The following is a 17,039-nucleotide window of genomic DNA, read 5'->3' as shown; positions in this document are numbered from 1 at the left end:
ACACAAAAGACTATCCCACACCCCATATTGTGAATATAACGAATTTAGGCCTTATCTACAAAAGCTTAACCTATTAGAATTATTTAGTTTTGAATATAGCTAGTTAGGGTGGGATTATATATCTAATAGTCCGAAAAAAAAATATTTTAAATTTTAAAGAATTTTCATTTTTCTATTGTATATTAGTAGAAACTAATCAAATAATATAAATATTTCGCTTTCTTCTAGAGATAGAAAGTTTATAAAAAAACCAAGATAAAAAATGATATAAACTTAAAATTTGAAAGATAAATGCTACGAAAACTTCTAAATACCGGATATCCAAAAGATAGTCTTGTTGAAATATGCCAATATGTATTAAATCTTTATAATGTTAAAAATACGCCTACCAATCTAAATCAACTCATTTTTGAGCATATAGAATTCCCTTCAATACTTACTGTGATGGATTGTTTAAAAGAATATGGTATTGACAGCGCCGCTATACGAAAGGGAGAATATGATTATAAAGATTTAGAGGTGCCTTTCATTTGCCCTATCCAGCAAGCGGAATGGTCGCATTGGTGTTTTACTGTTGTAACTGCTGTAGACGAAAGAGGAATTCGTTACCTTGATCCGATTAAAAATATTGAAAATGTGATCTCTAAAAGTGATTTTGAGGAAATGGATAAAGGCGTTATATTATTATTGAATGGAGAATGTGCAAAAAACGAAATAAATTATTTCGAAAATAAACAAAAATCACACAAAAAGAAACTATCACAATATTTACCTATATTGCTTTTTACAATTTTTTGGATCTTTACTATTACATATGGTTTAATAAACACATCTTATCCTCTCAATGGACTAGGTACTATTTTTATGGCAATTATTACCACTGGATGGCTACTAGGCGTATTACTTGTATGGCATGAAGTAGATGCTCATAATCCATTCCTAAAGGAAGTTTGCGGAGGTGGAGGAAAACGCAATTGTATTGCGGTTCTCAATTCAAAAGGTGCATCTGTTCTCGGATTAAGTTGGTCTATTTTAGGATTTAGCTATTTTACCACCATTATATTATCACAACTGCTGTTTGGTCCATCCAACATCTTGTTTATGCCCTATTGGTTTCTATCAGCAATTTTAGCTTTTCCATACTCCTTTTATTCTATTTATTACCAATGGAAAATTGTAAAGCAGTGGTGTCCATTATGCTTAGCTGTTCAGGTTGTATTATTCCTATCAGGAACACTTGCAGTAACATATTTTTATCAATATGGCTTTAATATCGTCTCGTTATCTCCGTTGATCAATTTACTATTTATTGGAGTATCAGTTCTTATTTCGACATTTCACTTAATCCCACTATTGAAATCTGCCAAAGAGGCCAAGAACTATGAAAAAAAATGGAAGCGTCTACGTTATAACCCCTATATTTTTAATACATTGCTTAAGAAAGAAACGAAAGTTATATATTCAACCGATGGTATGGGCATTCTAATAGGGAATTCGAATGCCAAACATGAAATTATAAAAGTATGCAACCCATATTGCGGCCCTTGCGCGAATGCACATCCAGAACTAGAGGAACTCATCCATCTTAATTCAAATCTAAAGGTACGTGTCATCTTCACAGCCTCAGGAGAAAAGACAGACATAAAGACCCCCCCTGTACAACATCTATTAGCGATACAGGAAAGAGATGGGATGGAGGTTGTAAAAAAAGCCTTGGACTATTGGTATAGAGCTGAAACAAAAGATTACACTGTCTTCGCTAATGAATATCCTATAAAAGAAGAATTAACACAACAGGGAGAAAAAATAGAAGCAATGAAAAATTGGTGCAACCAAATGAAGATAAGAGCTACCCCTACCTTTTTTATCGATGGTTATGAACTTCCGGATTCTTATCAAATTGGTGAACTGAAACATATTTTAAAAGAAACTAGGTAGAGCCCCAAGCAGAAGACTACCTGAAAAAGATCCTCCAAAAATGATCTGGAGTATGTGATCATTGTAAACTTAAATATAAAATCATGAAAAAAATCAGTTTTAAATCAATTAAGCCCGAGGAAGTTCTTTCTCAAGAGGAATTGAAACAAATTATTGGCGGAGCAAGTGGAAGTGGCTGCGTTCGGGCATGCGGTGTAGACGGAAGAGGACCGGGAGACGCCTGCGTAACAACAGACTGTAAACCAGGAACCTGCGGTTATAATGGATGGCCATTTTATGGATGTTCTTAAAAAGAACCATTGTTTCAATTTTTTTATGTGATATAGCAAAAAATTTTAAGCACCTGCTTCACATTAATAAAGGGAAGTAGGTGCTTCTTTAAATGATATTGATATATAAGCATACCGAATAGAAATTATATTTTTTGATTCAAAATCTACATCCACAAATAAAAAGAATGTAAAGAATTTTGGATAATTCCTCTCTTACTCATGGGTAAGAGAAATCGTAATACAAAAATTAAAATGCTGTCTATTTAAGTAAGAAGACTTTAAAAGCTCCTAAGATAGAAAAAATCCGTTCTGTTGAAAATGCACCCTCAAACGCTTATATTACCAAGCCAACTCCAGAAAAACAATTAAGATGTACATAGATTTTCCTTAATCAATTACTTAAGCGAATATAAAATCAAAATTATTATGCGTAATATAAAAAATCGATAGAGTGCCTTTGATTCTCTATTAGTTTCTAATAGAGATTTAATATCTTTTAAAGATATTTCTCAAATCGGATCAATGTAAAAATCCTGATTTTCTAGTAATACGTTGTACATGGCGGATAGTTGAATAATAATCAGATTTTTCAGAATTGATATTAAAAGGTGTTCACTATAATCAATTAACAGCACTTTTAAATACAGTATTTATAAAAATTATTCAAATTATGACAAACGGCAACATATATATAAAAAGTAAAAACACGTGCAAATTTTTTAAAGATTTTATTGATATATCAATCATCGAAATAACTGATACCGATTTAATAGAAATTTTATGCGATCAAGGTACCTTTCAGGAGCAATTCAAAATTCCAATTAGTGAATTAGAAATGAGTCAGTATCGATTTCACTATACTGCTTGGGTAAATTTCGTGAAAAGCGAAAACGAAATATGTTTGATTGTTGAAAATATTATTGAATATGTTGGCTCCTATGAAAATCTTCTTGAAATGTTCGATAACTCATCTCCACAATGGGATGTTTTTATACCTTATGATGCTGTAATCAGACCTGACGTATTAGATGACACCTATTTTAACGGAATCAAACTCGATATAAGTGCATATTTTTTGACAAAAAAAGGGGTTATTAAATTATTAGAATGTTCAAACCCTATGATTTATCCTGTAGATAATCTACTAATGACCTTAATAGATAAGGAAGAATTAGATGTAGTATACGAAGAACATAAGTCTCTTTTTCTTACAGACTCCTATCATAAATATTTAGAAGACATAAATTACAGAAAACTTAATTATATCCTATCTATCAATTTGTGGGAAAATCATGAAAAAGAAGAGGCTCTTAAGATAATTAAATATCTATTTAAGCTTAAGGAAGAATTAAATCTAGATCTATTTTTATCAGATGGTTCCCTGCTTGGCTGTATCAGACATGGCGGATTTATGGGATGGGATGATGACATCGATATTTCAATTGATGTTGAAGACTTACCAAGTTTACTAAACAAGATTAGAAACGATGGCATATATGAAGTATCCCAGCATTTTTGGTGTGGAGAGATCGAATGTTATAAAATCTGGAATCGAAATTTCCCTCTAATACCTGGCTACAACTACTCATTTCCCTTCGTGGATTTATGGCTGTATAAAACTAACGGAAATGATCTAGATTTCATCTATAAAACAGAACAAATAAAAGTAGTTTTTCCACTAAAACCAATGATGTTTGTTAACGAAAAAGTTTATATACCTAATGATACCTTAACATATCTCGATCATCAATACAAAAATTGGAGATCGAGAATTGAAGTCTATAGGTGGTGCCATAAAACAGAACAAAACAATTTATTCCCAATAACAGCAGACATCAACACCAATAACAATGGAAGACTTCTTCAGGCAAACTAGAGTTATGTATTTATACGTTTTATGAAATATATTTCAAACACAGATTCAAATACGAACGAAACTTTAAGAGAAATTCTAGCCAAAAATATTTTCTCAAAAACTAAGTTCCTTCAAATTACAAAAATAGAATCGGGAATGACAAATAAAAACTTTTATTGTAAGACGAATGGAGAGTATGATATTGTTGTCCGGATTCCTGGAGATGGAACAGCTTTTATGATTGATAGAATAGAAGAAAAGGTGATCATAGAGACAATAGCAAATTTAGACATAAATGCAGATGTCCTGTATTTTGATGAAAAAACAGGCATCCAAGTCACAAAATTCATTGAACAGTCCTGTTCATTATACACCTCAAATAGACTAACTATTCTAAATGAAGTAGCAAGGACTTTAAAGCGACTTCACAACGCAAAAATCACCTTTTCGAAAAATTTTTTATTTTCTGAAAAAATAACACAATACATAGATATCTGCAAAGGATCAAATATAAAACTTGCTGATAATTTCAAAGGAATTATTAAATGGGCACTTGACATATCTCAAGATGTTGGCTGTTTTGAAGATGCTTTATTACCTTGTCACAATGATCCCACACCAGAAAACTTTATATTTCAACCACAATATAAGAAAGCTTACCTAATTGACTGGGAATATGCTGGAACTAATTATTCACACTGGGACTTATCTGCATTTTCTCTTGAATATGAATTATCCCCTTATGAAGAAGAGTTCTTTTTCAATTTATATTACACTGATATGGCAATAGATAATCTAGCATTGAAAACATTAGCATATAAAATTCAACAGGATTTATTATGGTATACTTGGTCAATTATTAAGATAAATGCAAAACAAAATCTCAACAAATACGCACTTAAACGCTACAATAGAGCTATTAATAACATAAAAAAAATTTCCTCTATCTTATGAACGCGATTATATTGGCCGCTGGATTAGGTTCCCGATTAGAAGAACTAACCGTCATCACACCGAAGCCCTTATTAAGGATTAAAGATACAACTATTATTGAAACACAAATTCGATATCTTAAAGAAAGAGGTATCGATGATATTTATATCGTAACGGGCTATCAAAGTCACAAATTTCAATATTTACATGAAAAGCATGCTGTGAAACTTATCTATAATCCAGATTACGCTTTAACTAATAATTTGTATTCATTAGCATCCGCAAGTGGATTCTTGGAAGATACCTATATATTAGAAGGCGACGTTTTTATGAACAGAAATTTTATTCCAAAAGATACACCTTTTTATTCTACGTATTTTTCAGGCTTGAAGGAGAACTGGAGAAACGAATGGGTTCTGGACTTTGACAGAAATTTATACTTACGAAAAATTATATTACCAAGAGAGCATAACGATAAGCTCGATGATAAAAAAAGATATATTATGAGTGGTGTATCATTTTGGAAAAAAGATGATAGCATCAAAATTTACGAGTATATTCATCAATTTATTAAATACAATTCTGTTAAACAAATGTATTGGGACTATCTCATTGTTCACTTTTTAAATAAGTTTCAAATACAGATTTCTACGATCGCTGAAAATGACTGGTTTGAAATAGATAACAAATATGATCTAATGAAACTACAAGAATATTTTTATTAAAAAAAAGAACTTATGGAGATTATTATTTCAATAATTGGGTGGATCGGCTTTTTATCTTGTTCATTGAGTTTCCTATTATTAAATTTAAAGCATTTGAAATTCGATTCATTTTTATATCAAGGATTAAATTTGTTTGGTGGCAGCGGATTAATCATCAGTTCTCTTTACTATGTAGATTATCCAAATATAGCCTCAAATGCATTATGGGTTTTAATTTCAATATATGGAATTACAAAATATAAGGATAAAGATTGATTGTTATGGTGTGAATACTAACCACACAATGTGGTTAATAAAATAAAAACATGGACACAAGAAGAGATTTTCTAAAAAAAGCAGCAATGCTTGCCGGAGGAGCCTCACTTTCACAGGTTATTCCTTCTGCTATTGCAAAAGCAATGGCCATCAACCCCGCTTTGGGGAGCACCTTTTATGATGCTGAACATGTGGTTCTACTGATGCAGGAAAATAGATCCTTTGATCATGCGTTTGGTACACTACGAGGAGTACGGGGTTTCAATGATCCAAGGGCGATCCGCCAGCCAAACAGAAACAAAGTGTGGTTACAGACGCAGAAGACAGGTGAGACATACGCTCCTTTCCGATTGGATATTAAAGATTCAAAAATTACGTGGATGGGATGTTTACCTCATAATTGGACGGATCAAACCGATGCCCGAAACAAGGGAAAGATGGACAAATGGCTGGATGTTAAACACTCTGGTTTTAAAGAGTTCGCAGACCTTCCACTGACCATGGGACATTATACACGAGAAGACATTCCATTCTACTATTCGCTGGCAGATTCTTTCACGATCTGCGATCAACATTTCTGTTCGAGTATAACAGGTACGAATCCCAATAGACTTTATTTTTGGACAGCTAATATTCGGGAAAACTTAAACGGAAAGGCATTGGTATGGAATGGTGATTCAGAATTTAGTGGTAAAGCAAACTGGAAGACTTTCCCAGAACGTCTTTCAGCACTTGGTGTAGACTGGAAAATATACCAAAATGAAATCTCGTCAAGCAGTGCTGGATACAGTGGAGAAGCCAATAGCTGGTTAGCGAATTTTGGATGTAACCCCATGGAATATTTCCCACAATATCAAGTCAAATATAGTCCTCGCTATAGAGAGCTGCTTGCACGCAAAAAAGAAGAACTTGAACAAAAAATAGCCACCACAACGACCAAAGATGCGCTTGAAAAGTTACATAAGGAACATCAACATGTCTTGGAAGAGCTACAACAATACACGGCGGAAAACTTTGAAAAACTTGATGAACGAACGAAAGATATTCATCGTCGTGCATTTGTGAATAACAGTGCACAGCCCGATTACATGGAGCTCGAAACGATGCATTATCAGGAAGGCGAGCGTCAACGGGAACTGCAAATCCCAAAAGGTGATGTATTATACCAATTTAGAAAAGATGTCGAAGCAGGTAAACTACCAACGGTTTCCTGGCTTGCTCCACCTCAACTTTTCTCGGATCATCCAGACTCTCCTTGGTTTGGGGCCTGGTATGTGAGTGAAATTATGGATATCCTAACACAAAATCCGGAAGTCTGGAAAAAGACAATCTTTATCCTTACTTATGATGAAAATGACGGTTATTTTGATCACTTTGCTCCTTTTACAGCTCCTAATCCTTATGAAGCAGATAGTGGTAAAGTATCCTCAGATATTGACCCAAAATTGGAATTTGTATGTCGCGACGAACAGTATTACCCCGAAAGTGGAAGAGAAAGCAACATCGGCTTGGGCTATCGTGTCCCTCTAATCATTGCTTCCCCTTGGACAAGGGGTGGATGGGTAAACTCACAGGTATTCGACCATACCTCAAGCTTGCAATTTTTAGAGAAATTCATTAGCCACAAAGTAAACAAAGAAGCAAAGGAAACCAATGTGAGCAGCTGGCGACGTGCGGTCTGCGGAGATCTCAGTTCTGCTTTTAGACCTTATAATGGAGAGGTAATCAAAAAGCCATTGGTATTAGAACGTCAGCCATTTATCAAAGAGATTCACCAGGCAAAATTTAAAGGTCTTCCGATGGGATTCAAGGCATTAACTGCAAATGAGATTAAGCAGATTGAGCAGGATACTACCCACTCACCTTATTTTCCAAAACAAGAAGAAGGGCTTCGCGACTCATGCACTCTCCCCTATGAGCTTTATACACATGGAGAATATCTATCTGATGGAAGGTATCAACTGACATTTGAAGCTTCAAACAAGATATTTGGAGACCGCGCTGCGGGTTCACCGTTTACAGTATATCATAGTACTCCTTATAAGGGTGAGATTGGAACTTCCCGTAACTATGCCGTATCCCCAGGAGGCAGTTTGTCAGACAATTGGGCCATCCATGCGTTTGAAAATGGATTATTTCAACTTGATGTATATGGACCAAATGGATTTTATCGTATGTTTAAAGGCGACGCTAAACATCCAAATATCAAAATCCGTTGTACTTATGAAAAGAGCAGAGATGAAAAATCATTTACGGGTCGTCTGTTGTTCACTTGTATAAATCAAGACAGTAAAAATCATCAGCTTTTACTTGAAGACATCAGTTATGGACAGGGCAAAAAAGAAGTCCAGCTTAAAAGCGGTGAGTCAACGACTATTAAGTTTGATCTTTCCAAACAAAGTTTTTGGTATGATTTCCGTATCAGCTGCAACGATTGCAATACATTCCAAGAGCAATATGCGGGCCGTATAGAAACTGGCAAAAGCGGAAAAAGTGATCCACTATTAAGCCGATAACAAAAAATTAAGATGGGGCTATGCCCCTTCTTTCAATATTATTCCTGTATGCGACGAATAACGTGGTAAAATCCTTTATAAAGTAAAACTGCACCAACGATCAAAAAAACAGCTAATAAATATAAACTGATGGAGTTAATAAATAATAGACACATCATAACGGTAATTTTTGGTTTTTCATTTCTCATCTACAAGTTATAACATTTATCCAAAATATTACAAAAAAAAAATACAAATTTTCTCTACTTTTGTTGAAATGAGGAAAATTGCATTGTTTATCGGCTTATTTTTTTATTTGCTCGCCGCAAGTGGTGCAACTCTACATTTCCATTTTTGTCAAGGAGAAGCACAAAGTGTATCATTAAGCCAAAATCAAACGGCTCATTGTCCGATGTGTGCCAAGTCAGAAAAAAAACATCAAAACCACTGTCATCAGGAGGGTAGTTGTAAAGACGTAACCATCGCTGCCCAAAAAGTAGATGATTTCAACAGATTATCTCAGACACTCAATTTCAATAATTTCTATCCGGCGATTATCACGCTTCACTGGATACATAATTATTACCAATTTTCCACAGATGAGGATAGTTCATCCAAATTAAGTACAAATCAGAACACCTTCCTAAAGAGATACAGTCCTTCTGTATTTATTCTAAATCAGAGTTTCAGAATTTGATTTCCTAATTTTTTTGATTTTTAATCAAAATAAACGTCGAAGATATTACCTTCGACCTTACATGCTATGCACGTTTTTTTAGGCCGTACATTATCAAAAAACTATGAATCAAATTTTAAAACAAATATATACTACAACCCTATTATTGTTATTTTCCTTCGCAATTGTACAAGCACAAAGCGACAGCACAAGAACACTTACAGTAGCCGGTAACTGTGCGATGTGTAAAAAAAGGATCGAGACTGCCGCAAAATTACAAGGTGTCGAAAGCGCTGTATGGAACGCGAGTGATAATTTGCTACATCTTAAATACAATGCACAAAAAGTTGAACTGGAAACAATCAAAAAGAATATTGCCCAAGTCGGACACGATGTAGACAATCTAGTTGCAAGTAACGAATCCTATGCAAAGCTTCATGAATGTTGTATGTATCCCAGATTGGAAAATGGACAGGTTCCTGAAAAAAAGGTAGTACCTACCGAAGCTGGACATCATGATCATCCACATACCGTGACAGGTGTTGTTGTCGAAGAAAATGAAAAAGGAGATCTAAAACCAATTGTTGGAGCTAATTTACATTGGGCAAATTTGCCAAGCAGAAATACCCGAAGTAATGAGAATGGTGTATTTAAGTTAGAACACAAAGAAGGTTTTGACAAACTTGTTGTTAGTTACGTTGGCATGAAATCCGATACGATTACAATTAAAGACTTACATGAGGTTGTCATGATTACAGCCAAAGGTAATGTGCTAATGGAGGTCGAAGTCAAAGGAACGCGTAAATCCACTTATATTGATCGTATGACACCTGCAAGATTGGAGGTCCTAACCGGGAAAGAACTATTTAAAGCGGCCTGCTGTGATTTAAGTGAAAGCTTTGAGACCAACGCCTCAGTGGATGTGATCAGCGCTGATGCTGTAACTGGTAGTAAACAAATTCAGATGCTGGGTCTAAGTGGTATATATACCCAATTGACGGTAGAGAACTTACCGGGACCGCGCGGTCTGGCGTCACCGCTAGGACTAAATTCCATTGCTGGTACTTGGATCGAATCCATTCAAATTGCCAAAGGAGTTGGTTCGGTAGCTAATGGATACGAAAGTATGGCTGGTCAGATCAACGTTGAACTGAAAAAACCTCAAAACTCCGAAAGGCTGTTTTTTAATGCTTACGCCAATAACATGGGACGTACCGATGTGAATTTGAATCTTTCGCAAAAATTAGGTCAACATTGGTCAACATCAGTGTTATTGCACGACAACTTTATGTACAATAAATCCATGAATTTTAGCCACAATGGATTTAGGGATGTGCCCGTTGGTAATCTCTTCTCTGGTGTAAACAGATGGCTCTATGAGAATGGCAAAGGTTTAATGGTACAATTTGGCGTGAAGTATTTAAATGATGATCGTACTGGGGGACAGATAGATTTTAACAAAAAAACAGATAAAGGAACGACCAATCGTTATGGTCTTGGTTTTGACATCGAACGTGTTGAAGGTTTTGCTAAAATCGGTTATGTATTTCCAGAAAACAAACACCGCAGTATTGGTTTACAATTAGCCGGCTCCAACTACAATCAAAAAAGCTATTTCGGGTTAAAAAACTATAATTCTGAGCAACAGAATGGTTACGCAAACCTATTGTTCCAGGATATCATAGGTACTGTAGCCCATAAATATCGTGTTGGTGCCTCTATCAATTACGATAACTACGATGAATGGTATTTAACAGATCAAAATTTCAAACGTAAAGAAGTCGTTTCAGGTGCATTTGCAGAATACACCTTTAGTCCATCCGAAAAATTTGATGCAGTAGTGGGTCTACGTCAAGATTACAACTCATTGTATGGATGGTTTACCACACCACGTTTAAATTTACGCTATGCTCCTATTACTGGAACTACATTCCGTGCAAGCTCAGGAAGAGGTCAGCGTACAGCAAATATCTTTGCGGAGAATACAGCCGTTTTGGCTAGTAGTAGAAGACTGATCATTCAGTCCCAGGATATTTATAATAAAGCCTATGGCTTACAACCAGAAGTTTCCTGGAACACAGGAATTGCGGTGGATCAAAACATGCGCATATTTGGAAGAGAAGCTTCTGCCTCGGTTGAATTTTTCCATAACAGCTTTTCCAATCAGGTCGTGGTCGACTACGAGAATCCGAGAGAAATCAGTTTTTACAACTTAACAGGAAAATCATTTTCAAACAGTTTGCAGACAGAATTTCGGTTTATGCCTGCCCCACATTTTGAAACGAGATTGGCTTACCGTCTATTGGATGTACAAACCGACTTTCAGAGTGGAAGAAAAACTAAACCCTTGTTAGCTAAACACCGTGGTTTTGTCAATTTAGCCTATAATCATCATTCCGGATGGAGCTTAGATTATACGTTGAATGTTGTTGGACCAAAACGTATACCTTCAACCATAGACAACCCAGTTGAATACCAGATGCCAACCGAATCAAAAACATATGCTACGATGAATGCGCAGATCAGCAAAACATTTGGAAAGGATAAAAACTTCACTGTTTATTTAGGCGGGGAAAATCTTTCAAACTATTTCCAGAAAACACCGATCCTTGCAGCGGATCAACCCTTCGGAAATTACTTCGATACCTCCATGTTATGGGGCCCTTTAACAGGACGGATGTTTTATACAGGGATACGTTATTTCATAAAATAATACTGATTTAATATAAAAAAGCGGCTTTGCCGCTTTTTTATATTAACTTTTTCAGTTCCTGGTATAACCGTGCTGTTGGTAGCCCCACCACATTATTATACTCACCTTCTATCTTCTCTATGCCAATTAAACCAATCCATTCCTGAATACCATAAGACCCCGCTTTATCAAGTGGCGAAAAATTAGTAACATAATAATCTATCTCATCCCGATCCAAGACATGGAAATAGACTGTTGTCGTTTCCACAAAGGAATGTACTATACCTTGCCACTGTGTAGCGACAGCAGTGATGACCAAATGCTTCTTTCCGGATAAATTTTCTAAAGTCTGCATGGCTTCAGTCTCAGTCTTTGGTTTTCCCAAAATCTCACCAGCTGTCGAAACAACAACGGTATCGGCACAGATAACCAAACAGTCCGATTTATCCGCAAAAGCTTTCACTTTTTGCATTGCGATCTGTCGAACTGCCTCAATAGCAGAAAGACTCGGATCAACATACTCTTCAGTCTCCCGAACCTCTACCTCAAACTCGATTCCTAATCCTGATAATAACTGTTTCCGTCTAGGCGATTGAGAACCCAAGATAACCGTTTTATTCTTTAAATTTTCCAACATCATTAAATGCTTTTTATCGTTTCATCCTCCCACCAATTCCCTTGTACTTTAAGTACTTTTTCGATCAGTTCCCTTACGACTCCTTTTCCACCATTAAAACCAGAAATGTAATGCGATATCTTCTTAATTTCCTCCACAGCATCTGCCGGCGACACAGCCAAACCAACAGATCGCATGCAACTAAAATCAGGAATATCATCCCCGATATACATCAATTGATCAAGTCCAAGATTATACGCATTAGCCAATGCTTTCAATAGCGAAAGTTTATCTGCGACACGGGAGTGAATTTCTTTAACTCCCAACCCTTGAAGACGCAGTTCCACCCCTTTTGAAGCCCCACCAGTAATGACAAAGATCGGATAGCCTTTTTTTATAGCCAATTGCATCGCATATCCATCTTTGATATTAAAAGTTCGCAGCTGCACTCCCCTCTCGTTGACTTGTACAGTTCCATCTGTCAATACGCCATCCACATCCAATACAAATCCTTTTATCGTTTTAAATTCAGTCAGTACCATCGAAATATATTTTTGTAAAAATAAGGCATTTCAATTAAATATACGATTACACTTATATGGTCTTATTTATTGGATTTCTGTCAGCAAATTATTCAAATAAGCCAAAATATCATTTATTTGTCACAACATAGTTGTATTAGCAACTTATTATAAAAAACATTTGGATTGAACCTGATATTTGCCGTATCTTTGTAGAAGATAATTAAAGGTTATCTCGCTATGAAAACACTAACAGCGCTATTGAAATGGATAATTCTGTTAAAAGCTGCATAAGATTAAAAAAACAATCAACTTAGTTTTTCAAAGCAAAAAACACGGCAACTAATTTAGTTTGGTCGCCCTTAAAAAGTCTTTTCATAATTTAGGTTTATAATTGGTTAGTAACAAACCCTGGTGCCCATCATCAGGGTTTTGTTTTATTAGGACTTTTTCTTCCATTATTTACAATATTGTATCTATTCGTATTTGTGACTATTTTAGGAATAGCAAGTTTTTTTGTTATTTTACATATATCTTTTTTTCCCCAGGTAATATCAGGAAAACTACCTACAGAAAAATGAACGATAGTTGGGCGACCAAAAATTCATTAAACTCATTCTCACATGGATCAAAAAAATTATAGAAAGCAAATTACCATAGGAGTGATAATTTCTTTTTCGCTTATTTTTATTTCCGCCCTATATTTTTTTATTTCTTTGCATCACATCCTTGATAATGAACGCGATATTGTTCGAATAGCCGAAAATAGATTTAATATAATTAATGAAATTAGATCAAACATAGATGATGTCAATGACATTAAACACCATTATTTCGCAAAAAGAGATCCTGCGCTGTTTGTTCCTTACCAAGTCGAACGAAAACAAACAGATGAGTTATTGAGAGCTATTAGTAAAGTGGACGAACTGTATGAGGTTTCACCACATGTGATCGAAACTTTGCGCAATGAAATTGTACTTTTCTACGATTTTGATAAAGATATCGCCTATGCCAAAACTAACAATGACACTTCAGCACCATACATTCACGAGCAGAAAACAACTATTTTCAATCAGATCGATATATTATCCAGGGACCTGCTCGATCAAAGAGCAAATCGACTGGAAAAGTCCAGGAACGATCTTCAGCTCGCACAAAACATTACTTATCTCTTCATTGCGATCGGTTTAAGCGGATTTTTCTATATTCTGGCCAAAATTTTCTCGATTTCAAAAGTGTTAAGGTCAACAGTCAACAGTCAACAAGAATCAAATAAGCGTCTTCAACTCCTGCAAGATCAGACCAATAATGATAACTGGATTTTAAATGCGATCAATCATATTGATGAACAGCTGCGTGGTGATTATAGTGATAAAAAAATAGCAGAGATCAGCCTAAATGCTATTACGGATATGACGAAAGCATTGGGAGGTACGGTTTATGTTTTTGATGATACTTATCAGGAGTATCAATTATGCCATAAAATAGGGATTGCTTCCACACAGCAGGTAAAAAAGAGCATTAAGGAAAATGATGGTATTTTAGGCGAAGTAGCTAACAAACATGTTGTTGTCAAAATCAAGGATATTGATCACGCTCATCTCGTTTTAGAGACTTCTTTATCCAATAGGATCGAGACTGAAATTTACATTATTCCATTTACTTATGAAAATCATTGTGTTGGGTTGATGGAAATCTGTTGCCCACTGGTAAATGAAAAAGAGGAACAATTGCGATTCAATTTCTTGGATAAAGTAAAAGGTAACATCGCTATTATTCTTAAAGTTGCGCAGACGCATGGCAAACTCGCCGATCTCTATGAAGAACTTCAACAGCAAACCGAGGAACTGGAGGCACAACAAGAAGAATTAAGGACGACTAACGAAGAATTAATCCATAAAACCCATTTACTAGAAGCCTCCGAAGAAGAGCTAAGGGTACAGCAGGAAGAGCTCATCCAGACGAACAATGAATTAGATGAGAAGGCAAAATTACTCTTTGCTCAAAATGAAGATCTGGAGAAAGCAAGACAGGCAATCGCCCAGAAAATAGAAGAAGTTGAATTATCAAGCAAGTATAAGTCTGAGTTCATGGCAAATATGAGTCATGAATTAAGGACTCCACTTAACAGTATTCTTATACTTGCCAAATTGTTGCAGGATAACAAAAAGGAAAACCTGAATGACGATCAGATAAAATATGCCTCCGTCATTCATAGTGCAGGTTCGGACCTCCTTCACTTGATCAACGAGTTGTTGGATTTAGCAAAAATAGAATCTGGAAAAGTCGAAGTTCAAAAAGAGCATATCAACACGAATTATCTGGTCAATTATATTAAAGACTTTTTTCATGATACCGCTGAATCAAAGATCATCAAATTCAATATCGAAATTGATGGAGATACACCGCAGGAATTTATTGGTGACGAGCATCGCATACAACAGGTTTTAAAAAATTTATTGTCCAATGCATTTAAATTTACTGGTGAAAATGGTACCGTATCACTCAAGATAAATGTCGAGGATGGAAACATATATTTTACAGTCCAAGATAATGGCATTGGGATCGCTCCAGAAAAACAAGAACTTATATTCGACGCCTTTAAGCAGGAAGACGGTTCCACAAGCCGCAAATATGGTGGTACAGGACTTGGCTTGTCCATATGCCGTGAAATAGCGAGTCTATTAAAGGGAAGAATCACACTAAACAGTAAAGTTGACGAAGGAAGTGTATTTATTTTTAGTTTGCCATTGGAAGCAGACGCTCAAGATGGAAAAATCTCCGAATTACCCGTCATTGAAACAAATACGACAATTGCATATCCTCAATTAGAAGATATAACGATCGGAAAAGACCAACCAATTGACAGTAGTAGTAAAAACAATAAACTGTTAATTATCGAAGACGATTTCATCTTTGCAGATATCCTCAAAGATTATGCAGTGCAAAATGGTTACGATGTCTATATTAGCTACGATGGACAGGATGGGCTCAATAAAGCACGAAACTTAATGCCCGCAGCAATCATATTAGATATTATGTTGCCAAAAATGGATGGTTGGGAGGTGCTACGTAATCTTAAAAAAGCGACTTCGACCAAAGATATCCCTGTACACATGATGTCCGCAGGAACATTTCTCCATGATGAACCTATATCTGCTGGCGCTATCGGGTTTATGTCCAAACCTGTATCTGAAGAATCTCTCGCCGAAACTTTCCTGAAGATCAAAGCTTCAACAAGCCATCCTATTAAGAAAATTCTATTGGTAGAGGATCAAGAAATTCAAAGTGATTTTATTAAACAATCTCTTGAAGAACAAAATATTCAAATATTTCAGGCATTCGATGCACAACAGGCGCTCGATCTATTGATTCAGGAAAAAATCTTCGATTGCATCATTATGGATCTAAATTTACCCGATAAATCTGGTATTGAACTGCTCAATGAGATCAAGTCGAATAGTGAATTTAAGGATCTGCCGATTATTATTAACACCGCAATGGAGTTAAGTCCTGAACAAACATCAGAAATTTTGCACCATAGTCAGGCCATGGTATTAAAATCAGCCAAATCCAACAATAGATTAATTGACGAGGTCAATTTATTCTTAAATAAAATCCGAAGTAGCAAAACGGAATATCATTCATTTAACAATAGTTCATCTGTACTTGTGGAGAACAATTTAGCTTCCAAGACAGTATTGCTGGCAGATGATGATATGCGAAATATATTTGCTTTAAGTACCGCGTTCGAGAGCTATGACATGAACATAGAGATCGCAAATAATGGTCAAGAAGCATTGGATATCTTAGCACGCAATGAGCATATCGATCTTGTTTTAATGGACATTATGATGCCCGTTATGGACGGCTATGAAGCTATCGAAAAAATAAGGGAGAATAAGAAGTTCTCGAATCTTCCCATTATCGCTGTTACAGCAAAAGCTATGAAAGGTGACCGGGAAAAGACAATCGCAGTAGGAGCAAACGATTATATTAGCAAACCAGTTGATGTGGATAAATTGATATCCTTAATGCGTGTATGGTTGAGTTAAGCAATA

Annotated in this window: 12 protein-coding genes; 10 read left to right on the top strand and 2 right to left on the bottom strand. The window is 35.5% G+C overall.

The window, feature by feature from the left end; all coding sequences use genetic code 11:
• The first annotated feature begins 291 nt into the window (after window positions 1-291).
• From LC454_RS18320 to LC454_RS18280, 9 genes are all read left to right on the top strand, one after another.
• On the top strand, window positions 292-1,938 hold the full coding sequence (locus LC454_RS18320; RefSeq protein WP_223583895.1) for a vitamin K epoxide reductase family protein: 1,647 nt from the start codon (window positions 292-294) through the stop codon (window positions 1,936-1,938).
• An 83-nt stretch (window positions 1,939-2,021) separates the two neighbouring features.
• Complete coding sequence (locus LC454_RS18315; protein WP_223583894.1) at window positions 2,022-2,228, top strand: TIGR04149 family rSAM-modified RiPP; 207 nt, start codon at window positions 2,022-2,024, stop codon at window positions 2,226-2,228.
• Window positions 2,229-2,880: 652 nt separating this feature from the next.
• Window positions 2,881-4,086 carry a LicD family protein gene (locus tag LC454_RS18310; RefSeq protein ID WP_223583893.1) on the top strand — a complete coding sequence of 402 codons (1,206 nt, stop codon included), beginning with the start codon at window positions 2,881-2,883 and terminating at the stop codon, window positions 4,084-4,086.
• A gap of 21 nt (window positions 4,087-4,107) precedes the next feature.
• Window positions 4,108-5,019, top strand: a complete 912-nt coding sequence (locus LC454_RS18305) for a choline kinase family protein (protein ID WP_223583892.1) — start codon at window positions 4,108-4,110, stop codon at window positions 5,017-5,019.
• Entirely contained in the window at window positions 5,016-5,723 is a 708-nt protein-coding gene (locus tag LC454_RS18300; RefSeq protein ID WP_223583891.1) for a phosphocholine cytidylyltransferase family protein, read from the top strand. Before LC454_RS18305 ends, LC454_RS18300 begins: the two co-directional genes overlap by 4 nt.
• Window positions 5,724-5,735: 12 nt before the next feature.
• Window positions 5,736-5,978 carry a CBU_0592 family membrane protein gene (locus LC454_RS18295; RefSeq protein WP_223583890.1) on the top strand — a complete coding sequence of 81 codons (243 nt, stop codon included), beginning with the start codon at window positions 5,736-5,738 and terminating at the stop codon, window positions 5,976-5,978.
• A 50-nt stretch (window positions 5,979-6,028) separates the two neighbouring features.
• A complete protein-coding gene (locus LC454_RS18290; protein WP_223583889.1) occupies window positions 6,029-8,494 on the top strand; it encodes a phosphocholine-specific phospholipase C in 2,466 nt (821 codons plus the stop codon).
• 256 nt (window positions 8,495-8,750) lie between these two features.
• Window positions 8,751-9,170: an HYC_CC_PP family protein gene (locus tag LC454_RS18285; RefSeq protein WP_223583888.1), complete on the top strand. Its 420-nt coding sequence runs from the start codon at window positions 8,751-8,753 to the stop codon at window positions 9,168-9,170.
• A 103-nt stretch (window positions 9,171-9,273) separates the two neighbouring features.
• Window positions 9,274-11,862 carry a TonB-dependent receptor domain-containing protein gene (locus tag LC454_RS18280; RefSeq protein WP_223583887.1) on the top strand — a complete coding sequence of 863 codons (2,589 nt, stop codon included), beginning with the start codon at window positions 9,274-9,276 and terminating at the stop codon, window positions 11,860-11,862.
• Between the two features lie 37 nt (window positions 11,863-11,899).
• Here the strand turns inward: LC454_RS18280 and LC454_RS18275 are convergent, their stop codons facing one another.
• The gene (locus LC454_RS18275; RefSeq protein ID WP_223583886.1) at window positions 11,900-12,481 is read right to left on the bottom strand and encodes a Maf family protein; all 582 of its coding nucleotides are present in this window, start codon (window positions 12,479-12,481) and stop codon (window positions 11,900-11,902) included.
• Window positions 12,481-12,999, bottom strand: a complete 519-nt coding sequence (locus tag LC454_RS18270; protein WP_223583885.1) for a KdsC family phosphatase — start codon at window positions 12,997-12,999, stop codon at window positions 12,481-12,483. The genes LC454_RS18275 and LC454_RS18270 overlap by 1 nt, the downstream gene beginning before the upstream one ends.
• Before the next feature lie 602 nt (window positions 13,000-13,601).
• Here LC454_RS18270 and LC454_RS18265 point away from each other — a divergent pair.
• Entirely contained in the window at window positions 13,602-17,033 is a 3,432-nt protein-coding gene (locus LC454_RS18265; protein WP_223583884.1) for a response regulator, read from the top strand.
• Window positions 17,034-17,039: the final 6 nt, after the last annotated feature.

The sequence above is a fragment of the Sphingobacterium sp. GVS05A genome (assembly GCF_019969845.1).
GTDB lineage: Bacteria > Bacteroidota > Bacteroidia > Sphingobacteriales > Sphingobacteriaceae > Sphingobacterium.
The sequence above is the reverse complement of the archived record's forward strand: the minus strand, read 5'-3'. Positions and strand labels throughout refer to the sequence as shown.